The organism is Chitinimonas sp. JJ19 (genome assembly GCF_036961565.1).
GTDB lineage: Bacteria > Pseudomonadota > Gammaproteobacteria > Burkholderiales > Chitinimonadaceae > Chitinimonas.
Genome location: NZ_JBAMDD010000014.1, coordinates 24556 through 41811 on the forward strand (window position 1 = coordinate 24556; position 17256 = coordinate 41811).

The window sequence follows — 17256 nt, forward strand, 5'->3', positions numbered from 1 at the left end:
GCAAGCCGCGGCCTCCAGACGGTCAGCTACGGCGTATCAGGCCAGTCGCTCGGCGATCAGCTCTATCCAGTGCCGTATGGGTGTGCGGGTAGCGGCTTGCAGGTGCGTCTGGCAGCCGATATTGGCCGTGGCTATCTGGCTGGGCTGGCCGGCTTGCAGTTTGGCCAGCTTGTCGCTGCGCAATTGGCTGGCGATATCTGCCTGCAATATTGAATAGCTGCCGGCAGAGCCGCAGCACAGGTGGGCATCGGCGATCGGCAGCAGGACATAGCCCAGCCGCACCAGCATGGCCTCCAGCGATGTTTTCTTGCGCAGGCCATGCTGCAGGCTGCAAGGGGCGTGGAACACCAACCTGGGGTCGCTGGGGGGCTGGAGTTGCGGTAGCAGCTGGTCCAGATGCTGTAACACCAGGTCGGAGATATCCAGCGCGTTGGCAGATACCCGTGCGGCGGCCTTGGCGTGCGCCATATCGCCCGCCAACAGCTGGCCATATTCCACGACACTGGCGCCACAGCCGCTGGCGGTATAGACGATGCCCGCTGCGCCCTGGCTCAGGGCATGGTCTGCCTGGGCCACCATACGCCGCATGTCGGCCAGGCCGTCGGCGGCATCATTCAGATGCCAGGCCAGCGCCCCACAGCAGCCTGATAGTGCTTGCAGGTCAATACCGCAAGCTGCCAGTACCCGCGCCGCTGCGGCATTGATGGCGGGTGCCAGCGCGGGCTGTACGCACCCTTCCAGCATGAGCCAGCGGGGGCTGCCGGCCTGGGGGCGGGGACGGCGGGTGTCGCCCAGCCGGGGAATGCTGGCCAAGCGCTTGGGCAGCAGTGGTCGACTCAGGCGCCCCAGCATGACCAGACCGCCAAATAAGGTGCGGTTGCGCAACACCCGCTTGAGCAGGCTGCGCTTGAAGCCCTCCAGCAGGGGGCGCCCCAGCTGTGCCTCCAGGGCATGCCGGCCTATGTCGGCCAACCGGTGGTAGGCCACCCCCGATGGGCAGGTGGTTTCGCAGGCGCGACAGCTCAGGCAGCGATCCAGATGTTGCTGGGTGCTGCGGCTGGCAGGCTGACCTTCCAGCAACTGCTTGATCAGGTAGATGCGGCCGCGTGGGCTGTCCAGCTCGTTGCCGCTCAGTTGGTAGGTCGGGCAGGTGGCCAGGCAAAAGCCGCAATGCACGCAGCGCCGCAGGATGGCATCGGCTTCCTGCCCCTCTGCGGTGCTGACGTAGTGCGCGGTGAGCTGGGTCTGCATCAATCCCCCTGCCTGCGATTCAGTATCTGGCGGGGGTCGAGCGCGCGGCGTATGCGCGCCTCCAGCGCCAGCAGGGAGGGATTGCGTGGCGCTGCGGGCCAGCCAGCCTGGCTGCGTTGCAGCAGCGCGTGCCCCCCGGCACTGCGGGCACTGGTGCTGATGGTCTGGGCGGCTGCCAAGGGGGCGCTGAGCCAGCGGCGGCCGCCAGCCCAGTCGATCAGCTGGGGGTAGTCCGCCAGCAGTGGCGGGCAGGTCTGCGGTAATGACAGGCGCCAAAGACCTTGCTCGGCGCCGGGCGGTGCAAAGCTATCCAGCTGCATGGCCTGTAGTCGGGTAAACCAATTGCGTTCGACGTCCGGCTCGCCACCCAGTTGCTGCTGTGCCGTCGCCACGGCGGCGGCATTGCCGGATAGCCGTATCCGCAGCAGGCCGCCTTGCCAGGCTGCCCCGGACAGCGGCCAGGGCGCAGCACAGAGGCGATTGGCCAAGGCGATGGCGTCGGCTTGCGGCAGCTCGAACACCCGCACGGTTTCCACCTCGGGCAGGGGGAGTACCTTGAGATGGGCCTCGGTGATGAGACCTAGCGTACCGTTGGCGCCTACCATCAAGCGGCTCAGGTCAAAGCCGGCGACGTTTTTCATGACCCGCCCGCCAAAGCGCAGCAACTCACCCTGACCATTGAGTATCTCCACCCCCAGCAACTGGTCGCGCATGGCACCGGCCCAGGGCCGGCGTGGGCCGCTCCAGCCGGTGGCCAGTGCACCGCCCAAGGTGGCATGGCCACCGAAGTCCGGCGGCTCGGCGGCCAGCATCTGTCCCTGGCTTGCCAGTACGGCCTGTATCTCGGCCAGCCGTGTGCCAGCGCGGGCGCTGATGACCCGCTCTGCCGGCGCGTAGTCGATAATGCCGACATGGCTGCCCACATGGAGAGCCTCACCTTGCTGGGGGGCATGCCAGCCCTGTTTGCTACCGGCACCGACTATGCGCACGGGTAAGGACATGGCGTGGGCTTGGCGCAGTTGCGCCTGCAGATCGGTCAGCATCAGAAGCGAGGGAGTTCGGGGTGGGGGAGCTGGCCCTTGTGCACATGCATGCGGCCATACTCGGCACAGCGATGCAGCGTGGGGATCAGCTTGCCGGGGTTGAGCAAGCCCTGGGGATCGAAGGCCGCCTTGATGGCGCTGAATTGACCTAGTTCGGCGGCGTTGAACTGGGCGCACATGCCGTCCAGCTTCTCGATGCCGACACCGTGCTCGCCCGTGATGGTCCCGCCTTCGCCCACACACAGGGCGGCAATATCGGTGCCGAACTGTTCGGCCTTGGCCAATTCGCCGGCTCGATTGGCATCGAACAGGATCAAGGGGTGGAGATTGCCATCGCCGGCATGGAAAACATTGATGCAGGCCAGCCCATATCGCGTGCTCAAGCTCGCGATGCCGGCCAGTACCCGCCCGACTGCGGCGCGGGGAATGCTGCCATCCATGCAGTAATAATCGGGCGCCAGTTTGGCGGCTGCCGGGAAGGCGGCCTTGCGGCCAGCCCAGAGCTGTTGCCGCTCGGCTTCTGAGCCCGAGACCCGCAGCTCGCAGGCACCTGCTGCGCGTAGGACGCGACTCATCTGGACGATATCTGCTTCTACCTCTTCTGGCGTGCCATCGGCCTCGCACAGCAGGAGGGCGGCAGCATCGGTGGGGTAGCCGGCATGGAGAAAGTCTTCCACCGCCCTTACTGTGGCGCCGTCCATCATTTCCAGCGCGGCGGGGGTGGCGCCGCTGCCAACCAGCTGGGCCACGGCATCGGCGGCCTGGCTCACCTCGGCAAAGCTGGCCAGAATGACGCGGGCCAGTTGCGGCCGCGGCAGCAGGCGGACCGTCACCTCGGTCACCACCGCCAACAGTCCTTCGCTGCCGGTCAGCAAGGCGAGCAGGTCGTAGCCGTTGCAATCCAGGGTGCCACCCAGCTCCAGCAACTCGCCTTCCATGGTGACGGCACGCAGCCCCAGCAGGTTGTGTACGGTCAGGCCGTACTTGAGGCAATGAATGCCGCCAGCGTTCTCCGCTACATTGCCACCGATAGTGCAGGCAATCTGGCTGGAGGGGTCGGGTGCGTAATACAGGCCATAGGGACCGGCAGCTTCGGAGATGGCCTGGTTGCGTACGCCGGGCTGTACCCGGGCATAACGGGCGAGGGGGTCCAGGTAGAGCAGACGGCGCATGCGCGACATGCCCAGCAGCAGGCAGCCAGCTGTCGGCGTGGCACCGCCTGACAGGCCGGTGCCAGCACCGCGGGCGACTACCGGTATGTGGTGGGCGTGGGCCAGTTGCAGTACGGCAATGACATCTTCTTCGCTGCCAGGCAGGGCGACAGCCAGCGGCAAGGCGCGGTAGGCCGACAGGGCATCACATTCGAATGCGCGCAGGCGTTCAACATCCAGAACCAGCGCTTCGGCGGGGAGGGTATGACGCAATGCGCTGAGGAATGCCTCGGACATGGGGAGCCTGACTGTCGTAGTGCTCTCATTTAAGAGCGCTACGCGCCTGGCTACCAATAGGGAATACCCGCACCGTTCTGTGTAATCAAAGCCTTAACTGTTTTTGGGTGACGTCAGGCCATGAAAAAGCCACGGCATGCCGTGGCTTGATCGGTTTGCGCACAGGGTAGTGCTCAGCTGGACTCGGCCATCTTGTCGCGCGCTTGCTGGAAGGCGCTGACCGCAGCGGCGGCAAACCGGTTGCTGGCGAAGTTGGCCACCTGGCGGGTGGCCTTGGACATGGAGTCGAAAGCGCAGCTGCTGACGCAGACGGCCTTCTTCAAAGGGGCATTGACGGCTTCGGGTTGCGTGCCCAGGCTGACCAGCAGGGCGCGCTGTTGCTCGGCCCAGTTGCGCTCTACCAACTGCATGGCGTCGGTCAGGGCCGAGACCTGTGCCACGAACAGGGCGCAGCTCAGGTGCAGGCTTTGATCCAGGTGCTGCTCCAGTTGCTGCGCGGGTTCTTGCGAGGCGTTGATGGCACGCATCCAGTCCCGGCAACCGTCGAACTGGGTACTCAGCAGGCGTTCGAAATTGCGATTGGCAATGTCGGCACCTTCGTTAAGAAACTCGAATTGTTGCTCCAGGCGGGGTAGGGCCCAGGCAGCGGTTGGCGCGTTCATAGGGAGATAAATCCTGATAATTCAGTCTTGTGGACAGATGTTGCGCTGCAATAATGTGCTGAGTCTATGCCGCCTGAGCAGGAAGTCAATCGGCTAAGTAGATGGAGTGTGCAGTAGGGTATTGCTGGTAATCAGGCCCAGGTCGCGTCCTGATTGATGCCGACCAAGGTTGGGCCGGCTATATCGAGCCGCAGATAGCCCCCTTTGCCAGCGTACCAATCTGGCAACACCCAGCGTTGCCGAAGGCCGTGCTGCACCTCATGCTGGTGCCGGGCTGGACGGTGGGTATGGCCATGCAACAGATGGGCGCCTGGGTACTTGGCCAGCAGGGCCGCAACGGCGAAGGTGTTCACATCCATGATGTCGCTGGCCTTTTGCTGCTTGGCCAACTGGCTGGCAGCCCGTATGCGGCTGATCTCGGCCTTGCGCTCGGCCAGCGTGCGGGCCAGGAAGGCGGCTTGCCAGGCAGGTTGACGAACCAAGGCGCGGAACTGCTGGTAGGGCAGGTCATCGGTGCACAGGGCATCGCCGTGGCTGAGCAACCAGGGTCGCCCAAATGCCGTAATCAGCGTGGGGTCGGCCAGCAAGGTCGCACCGGCCACCTTGGCGTATTGTTCGCCCAGCAGGAAATCTCGGTTGCCATGCATGAGATGAACGGCCACCCCGGTTTGGCTCAAGGCATGCAGGGCGGCGGCGACGCGCTGGTTGAGGGGGTCGTCGTCGTCGTCGCCGGCCCAGTACTCGAAGATATCCCCCAGCAGGTAAAGCGCTTGCGCCTGTCGCGCCGGGCCCGCCAGAAAGGCCATGAAGGCGGCTTCGGTAGCCGGGTCGCTATCGGACAGGTGCAGATCAGAGGCAAACAGCAAGGGTAGAGGATTCATTCGGGCGGGCAACGTAAAACGGCGCGGAAGCATCCGCGCCGTATTCTGGCAGAAAGGGCCGGCCGTATCAGGCCAGCTCGGCCTTTTCGATGACCACGTCTTCGACGGGCACATCCTGGTACATGCTCTTGTTGCCGGTCTTGACCGCCTTGATGGCGTCAACCACATCGGCACCTTCCACCACTTTGCCGAACACGCAGTAGCCGAAGCCTTGCGCGGTGGGCGAGGTGTAGTTGAGGAAGTTGTTATTGCTGACGTTGATGAAGAACTGGGCGCTGGCCGAGTGCGGATCGGGCGTACGGGCCATGGCCACGGTGTACTTGTCGTTCTTCAGGCCATTGGCGGCCTCGTTCTCGATTTGCTCGCGCGTGGGCTTTTGCTTCAGGCCAGCCTCGAAACCACCGCCCTGTATCATGAAGTCATTGATGACGCGGTGGAAGATGGTGCCGTCATAGTGGCCGGACTTCACGTACTCGACGAAGTTGGCAACGGTCTTGGGGGCCTTGGCTTCATCGAGTTCGATGCCAATGAGGCCGTGGTTGGTGTGCAGATTGACGCGCATGGCGGTGTCCTTTCAGGAGTGTTTACTGCTTGGCCGGGTCGGCTGCGGGCGCGGGTGCCTGGGGCACTGCTGGAGCCGGTTTGGCGATACGGGTATCGGGTATCTGCTTGGCAGACTTAATGATGATGGGTTTGACCGGCACATCGCGCATGCCGTTGGTCATGCTGGTCGGCTCGGCAGCAATCTTTTCGACGACATCCATGCCGCTGATCACCTTGCCGAACACGGCATAGCCCCATCCACGTGGTGATTCTTCGCGGTAGTCGAGCTGGACGTTCTCACCGACGTTGACATAGAACTGGGCGCTGGCCGAGTGCGGGTCCATGGTACGTGCCATGGCTAGCGTGCCGATGGCATTGGAGAGGCCGTTCTTGGCTTCGTTCTCGATAGGCTTGCCGGTAGGCTTTTCACGCATGTCTGGGGTGAAACCGCCGCCCTGGACCACGAAGCCAGGAATCACGCGATGGAAGATCGTGCCGTTGTAATGGCCTTTCTTGACGTAGGCCAGGAAATTGGCCACCGATTTGGGGGCCTTATCCTGGAACAGCTCCACATCGATATCACCTTGGTTGGTGGTGAAGCGCACTAGCGGGTTGGCCGCCAAGGCGGCGGGAGCAGCCAATACAAGCGCGAAAGCGAGCAGTAGTTTCTTCATGGATACGGTATCTCGGAAGAAGGGTGAGGTGATGGCAGCGGCCGGGCAAGCCCAGTGCACTGCGAGTGTAGTCCAGAATGGTAGCACACCCAGCCGGCCGCTCTCAGCAGGTGGCGGGCTGCGCTAGCCGTCGCGACAAGGCAAGGCCGGTTATGCCGATGCGGGTGCTGGCAGGGAGGCGTGCGGGGATCACGACAATGATGAAATAAATCATGCCAGGCCCTAGAATTGCCCACCTTAAGCCATTAGCGGGAGTAGACCATGGACAAGCTGATTACCGAATTCGATCGCGCCCTGCGCACCGTGTTCGCACCGGCGGCCAGTCTGCGTCCGCATCCTGATGCGAAGATTGCCGAAGCCCAGCTGAGCGCAGAGGACAAGCGTCATGCCGCAGGCCTGATGCGCGTCAATCATTGTGGCGAGGTCTGCGCACAGGCGCTCTACCAGGGCCAGGCACTCACTGCGCGCGACCCCAAGGCCCGCGAGGCATTACGCCAGGCCGCCCACGAGGAGGTGGAGCACCTGGCGTGGACCGAGCAGCGTATCGCAGAGTTGGGTGGCCGCCAGAGTGTGCTGAACCCGCTGTGGTATGCCGGCTCCTTGGCCATGGGTGTGGCGGCCGGGCTGGTGGGTGATCGCTGGAACCTGGGTTTTCTGGCTGAAACAGAGCGCCAGGTTGGTGAGCATCTGGCCAGCCACCTGGGTAGTCTGCCCCAGGCTGATGAGCGCAGCCGTGCCATAGTCAGCCAGATGCATGCCGACGAGACGGCGCACGCCGAGATGGCGGTGGCGCTGGGTGCGGCTGAGCTGCCTCCACCGGCCAAGGCGGCCATGCGGGCTATGTCTCGGGTGATGACCAGCCTGTCCTATCGGGTCTGAATCCCCCGTCGGTTTCCGCGATCGACCCGGTCTCAACACCGGCTGAATGAATAGACATGCCAGGTAGGCAACAGCCCCGTGGGTCATCTTGGCGATAAAAATAAGATTTTTATGATATTCCCCCTTCGTTTTGACGGACTATGGCGGCATCGCGATTTTGTGCGGCTATGGCTGGCTCAGGGTATCTCGGACTTTGGTTCCTATATATCCCGGCTGGCTTTGCCGCTGACCGCCGCCGTGCTGTTGCATGCCACACCCATGGAGATGGGGGTGTTGATGGCCATCGAGGTGCTGCCGTTTGCCTTATTCAGCCTGCACGGCGGGGTGTTGATAGACCGGGTGCGTCGGATGCCGCTGATGCTGGGGCGCGATGCCCTGTGTGCGCTGGCCTTGCTGATTGTGCCGCTGGCGGCCTGGGGTGGCTGGCTTTCCATGCCGGTACTGTGGGTGGTGGGCTTTCTCTGCATGACGGCTGAGGTGATAGGAGGGTCGGCACACCAAAGCTATGTGGCCATGCTGGTTGGCAAGGACAGGCTGGTGGAGGCGCACAGCAAGTTCACCGCGACATCGTCGACGGCGCAGCTGACGGCACCGGGCTTGGCGGGCCTGTTGATACAGTGGCTGACAGCACCGTTCGCCATCCTGTTTACGGCCGGCAGTTTTGTCATCTCTGCCCTGGTACTAAGGTCGGTCAAGACGCCTGAACAGGCGCCGGTGTCGGCAGGTAATACGTCGGTGTGGCAGGAGATCAAGGCGGGTATCGATCTGGTCCGGCATACGCCGGTGCTGCGCGCCTTTGCCATACAGACAACTTTGTGGCAGTTGCTGAACCATATGCTGGGTGCCGTGCTGGTGCTGTTTGCCACCCGCAATCTGGGGTTGGATGCCGGCGATATGGGTGTCAGCTATATGCTGGGTGGCCTGGGGAGTTTGTCGGCCGCCTTGTTGGCGGCCAGGCTGGGCAGGCGTTTTGGCATAGGCCCGACGGTAGGCATGGGCTTTGCCGCCACCGCGCTGGCCTGGCTGGGTTTCGCACTGATCGTGCAAGGCCGGGGGCCAGCCATGCTGTGGTTCAGCCTGTGCCAAGCGCTGTTTGCCTTTGGTGCGACCTTGTTTTCGATCAACTACCTGGCTGCCCGCGCCGCCGTGACACCAGATGCCCTGTTGGGGCGGATGATCGCCACCATGCGCTTTGTCACGGTAGCGCCTGCGCCCCTGGGCGCATTGGCCGGCGGGATGCTGGCCACCGCGCTGGGCTTGCGTGGTGCTATCTACGTAATTGCCGCCATGGGTCTGGTACTGGCCTGGCATGCCTTGTATCGGTCACCGGCCCGCCTGCTGCTGGTTCTGCCCAAGCGGACCGAGGAGGCGCCCACCCAAGGTGGGCACTAGACTTCGACTATCTCGAAGTCGTGGGTGATCTCGGCGGTCTTGCCCAGCATGATGGAGGCAGAGCAATATTTCTCGGCTGACAGGTCAATGGCGCGCTTGACTTGGTCTGCCTTGAGGGCGCGGCCCTTGACGATGAAGTGCATATGGATGCGGGTGAAGACCTTGGGCTCGGTGTCTGCCCGCTCTGCCTGTAGTTCCACCTCGCAATCCACCACATCGGCCCGGCTTTTCTTCAGGATGGTGATCACGTCGAAGGCTGTACAGCCGCCCGTGCCCATCAGCACCATCTCCATAGGTCGAAAGCCCAGGTTCTTGCCGCCAGCGGCAGGGGCGCCATCCATCAACACAGAATGGCCTGATTCGCTTTGTGCCAGAAAGCTGACGTTCTCTATCCACTTGATGCGGGCTTGCATGGACTGTTCCTTGTTAGCGCTAGGTTGGGGTCTTTTTGACGCGATGCGCAAGCAGACCAGGGGTGTTGCTGCCTTTGGAGTTACAGAAGCGTAGCAAAAGTGCGGAATTAGTGCATTTCCTCTAATTTTTCTTTGTAACTTTATTTCTAATTGCTGGATTTTTGGCGCACCGCACAAAAAACGACTTGCGTAAAAAGTAAGCTTCGCGTAGTATTCGATCTGCATTGAGGCTGTACACGCAATGTGTGTGCTTTGATGTTGTCTCCTCCATCCTCCTTCTTTGGTGGAATTAGCGCGCAAGCCCAACTGGCTTGCGCTTTTTTTTGCCCCTGCTGGTAACATATACGGCTCGGGCAGGCACCGGGTGGGAATGGCAGTAGATGGCGGCAAGAGCCTGTATATCAAGCTATCAGCCGCGTTTCGCCGGGCGTGGCTGCAATGTGTGGCGCAGGCCCCAACTATCATCTGTGTTCGGTTTGACAGCGCTTTGTTTTATCACATAGAATGCGCGACTTTCCGTAAATCGAACGAATCTGGAAGAGCCGTATGAAAACCTTCTCCGCCAAGCCGCATGAGGTACAGCGTGACTGGTTCGTGGTCGACGCCACCGACAAAGTACTCGGTCGTCTCGCCGCTGAAATCGCTCACCGCCTGCGTGGCAAGCACAAAGCCATCTACACCCCCCACGTTGATACCGGTGACTTCATTGTCGTCGTCAACGCTGGCAAACTGCGCGTGACCGGCGACAAGGCACAGCAGAAAACCTATTTCCGTCACTCGGGCTACCCGGGCGGCATTTACGAGCGTTCCTTCACCGAAATGCAGGAACGTTTCCCCGAGCGCGTGCTCGAGAAGGCCGTGAAGGGCATGCTGCCCAAGGGTCCGCTCGGCTACGCCATGATCAAGAAGCTCAAGGTCTACGCTAGCGCAGAGCACCCGCACGTTGCGCAACAGCCTAAAGTCCTCGAGATCTAACTTAATCAGATACAAGGACTGACAAAATGGTTGGTAAGTACTACTACGGCACTGGCCGTCGCAAGAGCTCGGTTGCTCGCGTGTTCCTGGCCAAGGGCACCGGCAAGATCGTCGTCAACGGCAAGCCGCTGGATCAGTATTTCTCGCGCGAGACCGGCCGCATGGTCGTTCGTCAGCCGCTGGTGCTGACCGAGAACCTGGAAGCTTTCGACATCCTGGTGAACGTTGTTGGTGGTGGCGAAACCGGCCAAGCCGGCGCCCTGCGCCATGGCATCACCCGCGCCCTGATCGAATTCGACGCTGCGCTGAAGCCCACGCTGTCGAAGGCTGGTCTGGTGACCCGTGATGCACGTGAAGTTGAACGTAAGAAGGTCGGTCTGCGTAAGGCCCGCCGCGCCAAGCAGTTCTCGAAGCGCTAAGCTGTACGCGATTCGACGCGAAGATTCGTTCGAGTACGCCGGCGAGAGCCGGGAAAAAGCCGCCAGGTTCACTGGCGGCTTTTTCTTTGGCTATCGTATCTATCCGGCATATTGCGGAATCGTTGTATGATCGCGCTTCCCTGGTTTCTAAGTGGCATTGGATACAAGCATGATCAAAGTGGGCATAGTGGGTGGGACGGGTTACACCGGCGTAGAGTTGATGCGGCTGTTGGCTCGTCATGACGGTGTGCAGTTGCAGGCGATCACATCGCGCAAGGAAGCCGGCATGCCGGTGGCCGAGATGTATCCCAGCCTGCGCGGTCATGTCGATATCGCTTTCTCCACACCTGCCGATGCCAGCCTGGACCAGTGCGATGTGGTCTTCTTTGCGACGCCCAACGGCATCGCCATGGGGGAGGCAGAGGCCTTGCTGGCTGCTGGCGTCAAAGTCATCGATCTGGCCGCGGATTTCCGCATCAAGGACGTGGCTGAGTGGGAAAAATGGTATGGCATGAGCCATGCGTCGCCAGCCTTGGTGAATGAGGCCGTTTACGGCCTGCCCGAGATCAACCGCGAGCAGATACGCCAGGCGCGCCTGGTGGCCAATCCGGGTTGCTATCCCACGGCGGTGCAACTGGGGTTCCTGCCTTTGATCGAAGCGGGCGCGGTGGATGTGACCAGCCTGATTGCCGACAGCAAGTCGGGTGTTTCCGGCGCGGGCCGCAAGGCCGAGGTGCACACGCTGATGTGCGAGGCCGGCGATAACTTCAAGGCCTATGGCGTGGGCGGCCATCGCCATCTGCCTGAGATCAAGCAGGGCTTGGCGCGTGCCGCAGGCGGCCCGGTGGGCCTGACTTTCGTACCCCACCTGACGCCCATGATACGGGGCATACATGCCACCCTGTACGCACGCCTGACCCGCGATATCGATGTGCAGGCGCTGTACCAGCAGCGCTATGCTGGCGAGCGTTTTGTCGATGTGATGCCGGCCGGCAGTACGCCGGAAACCCGCTCGGTGCGCGGTGCCAACACCTGCCGCATGGCGGTCTACCGTCCCCAGGGGGGCGATACGGTCGTCGTGTTGTCGGTGATCGACAACCTGGTCAAGGGAGCTGCCGGCCAGGCAGTACAGAATATGAACCTGATGTTCGGTTTGCCCGAAGGTCAGGGTCTTGATGTTATCCCGTTGCTACCCTAGGCCCTGCCATGATAGGGCGCTGGAAACGTCGCGGTAACCACCTGGCTACCGCTAAACTGGCCGTCAAGCGGCATTTGCCCTGGTATGCCCAGTTCGGCCTGGCTATTGTGCTGGTCGGCATGTTGGCGGGCATGGGTATAGCTGTGTATCGCTATGGCGAGCAGGAGGGGCGCCGCGACCCCAGTGCCTTGCTGGCGGTGCAGGGCGCATCGCAGCAAAGCGGCCGCTTGCAGGCTGAGCTGCAGGCCAACCGGCAAAAGCTGATGACGCTGGAGCAGCAACTGCGGTTGGAAATGGCGACGCGCGAAACCTTGTCGCGCCAGTTGGGCCAGTTGCAGAATGACAATAGCGGGCTGCGTGAGCAGATCGCTTTCTACGAATCGCTGTTGACCAAGACAGACCGCGCCCCGGCGCTGGCCATAGATCAGCTCAGGGTAGAGGCGCTGACACCGGGCCAGTACCGCCTGCGGGCCATCTTGGTACAGGGCCAGTCCAGCCAGGAGCCCTTCAAGGGTGAGGTGGATTTTCAACTGGTGGTGGAGCGCGCCGGCCGGCGCGTTACCATGACCTGGCCTGAACGCCGTATACCATTGAATGTTTCGCGCTTTACCCGGCTGGAGAAGGAAACCGACCTCGGGGTCGATACCAAGCTCAAGCAGGTGGAAATGCGTGTGTACGCGGTGGGTGACAGCCGCGTCAAACTCTCTCGCAGCTATGATGTGAAAGGATAGAGCCGTGTTCGGTAACAACAAGCAGAAAGCCACCAACCGTATCGACAGCCTGATAGGCCTGGAGACCCGTATCGACGGCAATATGACATTCTCCGGTGGCTTGCGGGTAGATGGCGAAGTGCACGGTGATGTGACCGCTGCGGCCAACGACAAGCAAAGCACCCTGGTGGTGAGCGAGAAGGCCAGGGTCAAGGGTACGGTGCGGGTGGGCCATCTGGTGCTCAACGGCACGGTAGAGGGGCCTATCTATGCCGCCCACTATCTTGAGCTGCAATCCAAGTGCCGTGTGGTGGGCGATGTCTACTACCAGACACTGGAAATGCACCCAGGTGCGGTAGTGTCCGGCCAGTTGATACATCTGGCAGGCAAGGACCAGCCGGTAGCCATGCTGTCTTCGCCAGTTGAAACTGTGATGGATTGACCCCATCTAAAGGGGTGTGTTGAGAGCACGCTTGCCCGTGCTCCCGGAAATGTCACTGTCCATGCCACCAAGGTGGGCAGCGATTGCCTGCTGCGACAACCTGGCTTTCGAGCCGCCTGCCCGTACCTATACTTGATGGGCGATGCGGCTTATGTGCCGGTGTCGGGTGTCGATAGGAGATGGCGTTTCTGGCGGCGCCCTGGCGGTAGGGAGCCTGCATGACGGCAACGCGGTTAAGACCATGATGCAGCAAGGGTTAACAAGCGGGCCAGAAGCGCGGATAATCGCGGCTAAATAATTGAATCGTCTGGAGTACCACCATGAATGCACCCGCAGAGATTGCCACCCCCTTTGTCTTTACCGACAACGCTGCCGCCAAGGTGGCCGACCTGATTGCCGAAGAAGGCAACCCTGACCTGAAGCTGCGCGTGTTTGTAACAGGCGGCGGTTGCTCGGGCTTCCAGTACGGCTTCACTTTTGACGAGATCGCCAATGAGGACGACTCGGCCTACACCAAGAATGGCGTGACGCTGTTGATAGATCCGATGAGCTACCAGTATCTGGTTGGCGCCGAGATCGACTATGTGGAAAGCATTGAAGGTTCGCAGTTCACCATCAAGAACCCGAATGCCTCGTCCACCTGTGGTTGCGGCTCGTCTTTTTCGGCCTGATCAAGCCGGCTGGACAATACAAAACGCCCCGCTAGCGGGGCGTTTTGCTTGGGTGTGTACTTACTTGGGCTGCATGCGCAGGGCGCCATCCAACCGTATCACCTCGCCATTGAGCATGGGGTTGGTCACGATGGCGGCCACCAGTTGGGCGTATTCATCCGGTTCACCCATGCGTGAGGGGAAGGGTACGCCAGCGCCCAGGCTGTCCTGTACTTCCTGCGGCAGGCTGGCCATCATGGGGGTCTTGAAGATACCTGGGGCGATGGTCATGACGCGTATACCGAAGCGGGCCAGTTCGCGTGCGGCGGGTAGAGTCAGACCCACAATGCCGGCCTTGGAAGCAGTGTAGGCACACTGGCCGATCTGGCCATCAAAGGCGGCAACCGATGCGGTGTTGATAATGACGCCGCGCTCGGCGCTGCTATGCGCAGGCTGCTTGCTCATGGCCTCAGCCGCCAGGCGCAGCAGGTTGAAACTGCCGACCAGGTTGACGTCTATCACGCGCTTGAAGCTATCCAGGGCGTGAGCGGCTTCCTTGCCGACGACCTTCTCGCCATGCACAATGCCTGCACAGTTCACCAGCACATCCAGCTTGCCGAAGCGCTCGCCGGCAAGCGCGACGGCCGCTCTACAGCTGGCTTCGTCGGCCACATCGGCGCGGGCAAACAGGGCATTGGTACCCAGCTCCTCTGCCAGTGCCAGGCCGGCGGCCTCATTGCGGTCGACGATGAGGGCGCGCGCGCCACCTGCCACTGCCATGCGCACCACTGCGGCGCCCAGTCCCGACGCGCCGCCGGTTACCAGAAATACACTGTCCTTGATCTGCATTACTACTGTCTCCTATTGGTATGGAGGGCGTGGGCCGCTGGCCTCGCCCTTGAGCATCAGCATGCCTGCGCCTGGATATAGGCGCGGCAGGCTACGCCGAGAGGGCTGGGGGCTTACCCCTGCTTCTCGACGATTTCCTTGAGATTGCTGAGACCGGCTTCGAAATCCGGCCCCACCATCTGATCCATGAACAGACCGAAGTAGCGATTGACCGGGTTGTTACCCATATCGCCTTCATTGGTCCAGGTGACCTTGGTGCCTGTCCCGGTAGGCTCCAGCCGCAACACGCCGGTGGAACTCATGCCAAAGTCGGGAAAACTGAGCCGGTAGGTCAGCTGCTTGTTGGCGTCTACGGCGGTAAAGGTCATGTTGCCATTGCCCTCAGTAGCGCTTTGCCAGCGCCAGGCGGCATCTACACCCTGATCGGGCCCGGCGTAATCGATCTGCATGGCCGGGTCGCGCCGATTCCAGACCGACCAGTTCTTCCAGGCTCTTGGTTTGTCCAGGTGGGGAAAGATGCGCTCGGCCGGTGCATTGATGACCAGGCTGCGAGAGATGGCGAAATGGCTGGGCAATAGCAAGCCGATCACCAGCAGCAAGGCGACCAGCCCCGCCACGATAAGGACGAAACGCTTCAATAGCTTCACGGTGGGCTCCCGCTGGGTTTGGGGTGCCGGGAATATAGCGCAAACCGGGATAGGCTGTAGATAACTAACAGCCCAAACAGGCTCTCAGGTCGGCTGTGGGCAAGCAGGCAGGCTCAGCTCGGCCAGCAGGCCGCCATCGGGATGATTGATCAGCTTGAGCTGTCCGCCGTGCTGACGCGCAATACGCTCGACTATGGCCAGGCCCAGGCCACTGCCGCCGTCCGCGCGGCGGGCGCTGTCCAGCCGTTGGAATGGCTGCAGGGCCAATGCCAGCTGCTGAGGGGGGATGCCAGGACCATGGTCGCGCACGCTGAAGCACAGCTGGGCATCGTGATAGGCAACGCAGAGGCTAAGGGGGGCGCTACCGTAGCGACAGGCGTTGTCAATCAGATTGCTCAAAGCCCGGCTCAGTGCCAGCGGGCGCAATGCCAGCAGGGGGAGCTCGTCGGCCAGATCCAGTTCTATGGCGTAACCACTACGGTGATAGCGGGCGACCAGGTTGCGTGCCAGGTCGGCAGGGTCGCTGACCACCGGTGATTCGCTGCCACTGCCACGGGCAAAGTCGATGAACTGACCAAGGATGCGCTCAATGTCTTCGATGTCTTCCTGCATGCCGCCCTGCAGGCTATCGTCGCGCATCATCTCCACACCCAGCTTCAACCTGGCCAGTGGTGTGCGCAGGTCGTGCGATATCCCGGCCAGCATCACGGCGCGCTCACGCTCATTGGCGTCCAGGTCTGACAGCATGCGGTTGAAGCTGGCCGACAGTTCCTTGACTTCCAGCGGGCCGGTTTCCGGCAGGGGTGCAGGCTGCTCGCCACGCCCCAGCTGTGCTGCCGCTTGCCGCAGTTCGCGCAGCGGGCGATTGATGCGCCAGGCAAACAGGGCGGCCACGGTGAGGGCAACCAGGGCAAACATGGCAGCGCTGGCAGCCAGCGTCCAGCTGGCATCCATCTTGAAGCGGCCCAGCGGCACCACCAGCCAGCGCGGTTGGCCCAACATGTCTACCTTGACCCAGAGCTGGCGCTTGGGACGTCGTACCTCGCGTATCTCGCTGACGCCCGCCAGCTTGCGCTGCAAGGTGGCAGCAATCTCGCGGCTCTGCGCCGACAGCAGGGGGCCAGCCTTGCGCACCTCAGGGTTGTCGATGGCAATCAGGTAGGGGGTATACGGGCGGCGGGTGGCCGCCAGCCACTCGGCCTGTTCGGCAGGCGTCATGCCGTCCAGCTGGTCTTCCAGGTCTGCCAGCACCTCGCTGACCTGTTCGGTGACGGCTGCCGCCACCATTTGCTGGCGCTGGTAGGCGAACAGGGCAATCACAAAGCTGACGCTGATGATCAGCGCGCCGGCGGTCAGCCAGGTCAGGCGCCAGAAGATGGTCTGCGGCAGTACCCGTTCCCAGCGCATCAGCGTTCGCTGCCGTCCGGCACGAAGACATAGCCAAAGCCCCACACGGTTTGCAGGTAGCGCGGCTCGCTGGAATTGTCTTCGATCAGCTTACGCAGCCGCGACACCTGTACATCGATACTGCGGTCAAAGGCCTCGTGCTCGCGGCCGCGTGCCAGCTCCATCAGCCGTTCGCGCGATAGCGGGGCGCGCGGATGGCCGGCAAAAACCCGCAGCAGGGCAAACTCGGCATTGGTCAGCGGCAGCGGTACACCTTCGCGCAGCAGGCGGCGGTTAGCGATCTCCAGGCGGAATGGGCCAAAGTCGAAATGCTCGCCCTCGGTCAGCGGCGCGGCCAGTGCCGAAGGCTCCTTCTGCCGGCGCAATACGGCATTGATGCGGGCCAGCAGCTCACGTGGATTGAAGGGCTTGGGCAGGTAGTCGTCAGCCCCCATTTCCAGGCCGATGATGCGGTCGATATCGTCCCCCCGTGCGGTCAGCATGATGATGGGGATGTTGTCACCCATGGCCCGTAGCCGCCGGCAGACCGACAGGCCATCCTCGCCCGGCATCATGAGGTCCAGCAGCACCAGTTGCGGCCGGTTGCGCTGCAGCCGCGCTTCCAGCCGACTGGCGTCCTCGAAGGCATCCACCGAGAAACCCTGTTCGTTGAGATAGCGCTGCACCAGTTCCCGCAGGCGCGGGTCATCGTCTATCAGCAGGATTTTCTTGGGTGCGGAGGCGGTCATGGCGGCAGGGTCTGGAGTAATGAGCGCAGTGTAGCGATTGCACGT

At 62.2% G+C, this 17256-nt stretch carries 20 protein-coding genes; 8 read left to right on the plus strand and 12 right to left on the minus strand.

Features of this window, described 5'->3' with window-relative positions; translation table 11 throughout:
• Positions 1 to 36 precede the first annotated feature (36 nt).
• The 7 genes from glcF to V7714_RS15990 form a co-directional block, all read right to left on the minus strand.
• Complete coding sequence (glcF, locus tag V7714_RS15960) at positions 37 to 1251, minus strand: glycolate oxidase subunit GlcF (RefSeq protein WP_335710603.1); 1215 nt, start codon at positions 1249 to 1251, stop codon at positions 37 to 39.
• On the minus strand, positions 1251 to 2294 hold the full coding sequence (gene glcE / locus V7714_RS15965; protein WP_335710604.1) for a glycolate oxidase subunit GlcE: 1044 nt from the start codon (positions 2292 to 2294) through the stop codon (positions 1251 to 1253). Before glcE ends, glcF begins: the two co-directional genes overlap by 1 nt.
• A complete protein-coding gene (locus tag V7714_RS15970) occupies positions 2294 to 3742 on the minus strand; it encodes an FAD-linked oxidase C-terminal domain-containing protein (RefSeq protein WP_335710605.1) in 1449 nt (482 codons plus the stop codon). The genes glcE and V7714_RS15970 overlap by 1 nt, the downstream gene beginning before the upstream one ends.
• A gap of 173 nt (positions 3743 to 3915) precedes the next feature.
• Entirely contained in the window at positions 3916 to 4404 is a 489-nt protein-coding gene (locus V7714_RS15975; RefSeq protein ID WP_335710606.1) for a hypothetical protein, read from the minus strand.
• Between the two features lie 131 nt (positions 4405 to 4535).
• Positions 4536 to 5285, minus strand: a complete 750-nt coding sequence (locus V7714_RS15980) for a UDP-2,3-diacylglucosamine diphosphatase (protein WP_335710607.1) — start codon at positions 5283 to 5285, stop codon at positions 4536 to 4538.
• A 67-nt stretch (positions 5286 to 5352) separates the two neighbouring features.
• Positions 5353 to 5847 (minus strand): peptidylprolyl isomerase, encoded by a 495-nt coding sequence (locus V7714_RS15985; RefSeq protein ID WP_284194474.1) that lies wholly within the window; start codon positions 5845 to 5847, stop codon positions 5353 to 5355.
• A gap of 22 nt (positions 5848 to 5869) precedes the next feature.
• On the minus strand, positions 5870 to 6502 hold the full coding sequence (locus V7714_RS15990) for a peptidylprolyl isomerase (protein WP_335710608.1): 633 nt from the start codon (positions 6500 to 6502) through the stop codon (positions 5870 to 5872).
• A gap of 261 nt (positions 6503 to 6763) precedes the next feature.
• Here V7714_RS15990 and coq7 point away from each other — a divergent pair, with 261 nt between their 5' ends.
• Together coq7 and V7714_RS16000 are read left to right on the plus strand one after the other, a co-directional pair.
• Positions 6764 to 7381: a 2-polyprenyl-3-methyl-6-methoxy-1,4-benzoquinone monooxygenase gene (gene coq7, locus V7714_RS15995; RefSeq protein WP_284194472.1), complete on the plus strand. Its 618-nt coding sequence runs from the start codon at positions 6764 to 6766 to the stop codon at positions 7379 to 7381.
• Between the two features lie 111 nt (positions 7382 to 7492).
• Positions 7493 to 8773 carry an MFS transporter gene (locus V7714_RS16000; RefSeq protein ID WP_335710609.1) on the plus strand — a complete coding sequence of 427 codons (1281 nt, stop codon included), beginning with the start codon at positions 7493 to 7495 and terminating at the stop codon, positions 8771 to 8773.
• Here the strand turns inward: V7714_RS16000 and V7714_RS16005 are convergent.
• Positions 8770 to 9186, minus strand: a complete 417-nt coding sequence (locus V7714_RS16005; protein WP_284194470.1) for an OsmC family protein — start codon at positions 9184 to 9186, stop codon at positions 8770 to 8772. The two genes, V7714_RS16000 and V7714_RS16005, sit on opposite strands and share 4 nt — an antisense overlap.
• 546 nt (positions 9187 to 9732) lie before the next feature.
• Between V7714_RS16005 and rplM the strand changes: the two genes are divergently transcribed.
• The 6 genes from rplM (at position 9733) to erpA (ending at position 13601) form a co-directional block, all read left to right on the plus strand.
• Positions 9733 to 10161 (plus strand): 50S ribosomal protein L13, encoded by a 429-nt coding sequence (rplM, locus tag V7714_RS16010; protein WP_284194469.1) that lies wholly within the window; start codon positions 9733 to 9735, stop codon positions 10159 to 10161.
• Between the two features lie 26 nt (positions 10162 to 10187).
• Positions 10188 to 10580, plus strand: a complete 393-nt coding sequence (gene rpsI, locus V7714_RS16015) for a 30S ribosomal protein S9 (RefSeq protein ID WP_284194468.1) — start codon at positions 10188 to 10190, stop codon at positions 10578 to 10580.
• Between the two features lie 169 nt (positions 10581 to 10749).
• On the plus strand, positions 10750 to 11778 hold the full coding sequence (argC, locus tag V7714_RS16020; RefSeq protein WP_335710610.1) for an N-acetyl-gamma-glutamyl-phosphate reductase: 1029 nt from the start codon (positions 10750 to 10752) through the stop codon (positions 11776 to 11778).
• 8 nt (positions 11779 to 11786) lie between these two features.
• Complete coding sequence (locus V7714_RS16025) at positions 11787 to 12509, plus strand: DUF6776 family protein (protein WP_335710611.1); 723 nt, start codon at positions 11787 to 11789, stop codon at positions 12507 to 12509.
• A gap of 4 nt (positions 12510 to 12513) precedes the next feature.
• A complete protein-coding gene (locus tag V7714_RS16030) occupies positions 12514 to 12930 on the plus strand; it encodes a bactofilin family protein (RefSeq protein ID WP_284194465.1) in 417 nt (138 codons plus the stop codon).
• Between the two features lie 320 nt (positions 12931 to 13250).
• Positions 13251 to 13601 carry an iron-sulfur cluster insertion protein ErpA gene (gene erpA / locus V7714_RS16035; protein WP_284194464.1) on the plus strand — a complete coding sequence of 117 codons (351 nt, stop codon included), beginning with the start codon at positions 13251 to 13253 and terminating at the stop codon, positions 13599 to 13601.
• A 60-nt stretch (positions 13602 to 13661) separates the two neighbouring features.
• Here the strand turns inward: erpA and V7714_RS16040 are convergent, their stop codons facing one another.
• From V7714_RS16040 to ompR, 4 genes are all read right to left on the minus strand, one after another.
• Positions 13662 to 14429 carry a 3-hydroxyacyl-CoA dehydrogenase gene (locus tag V7714_RS16040; RefSeq protein WP_335710612.1) on the minus strand — a complete coding sequence of 256 codons (768 nt, stop codon included), beginning with the start codon at positions 14427 to 14429 and terminating at the stop codon, positions 13662 to 13664.
• 113 nt (positions 14430 to 14542) lie between these two features.
• Complete coding sequence (locus V7714_RS16045; protein WP_335710613.1) at positions 14543 to 15076, minus strand: SRPBCC family protein; 534 nt, start codon at positions 15074 to 15076, stop codon at positions 14543 to 14545.
• An 84-nt stretch (positions 15077 to 15160) separates the two neighbouring features.
• Positions 15161 to 16483 carry an ATP-binding protein gene (locus tag V7714_RS16050; protein WP_335710614.1) on the minus strand — a complete coding sequence of 441 codons (1323 nt, stop codon included), beginning with the start codon at positions 16481 to 16483 and terminating at the stop codon, positions 15161 to 15163.
• On the minus strand, positions 16483 to 17211 hold the full coding sequence (gene ompR / locus V7714_RS16055) for an osmolarity response regulator transcription factor OmpR (RefSeq protein ID WP_335710615.1): 729 nt from the start codon (positions 17209 to 17211) through the stop codon (positions 16483 to 16485). Before ompR ends, V7714_RS16050 begins: the two co-directional genes overlap by 1 nt.
• Between the last annotated feature and the right edge of the window lie 45 nt (positions 17212 to 17256).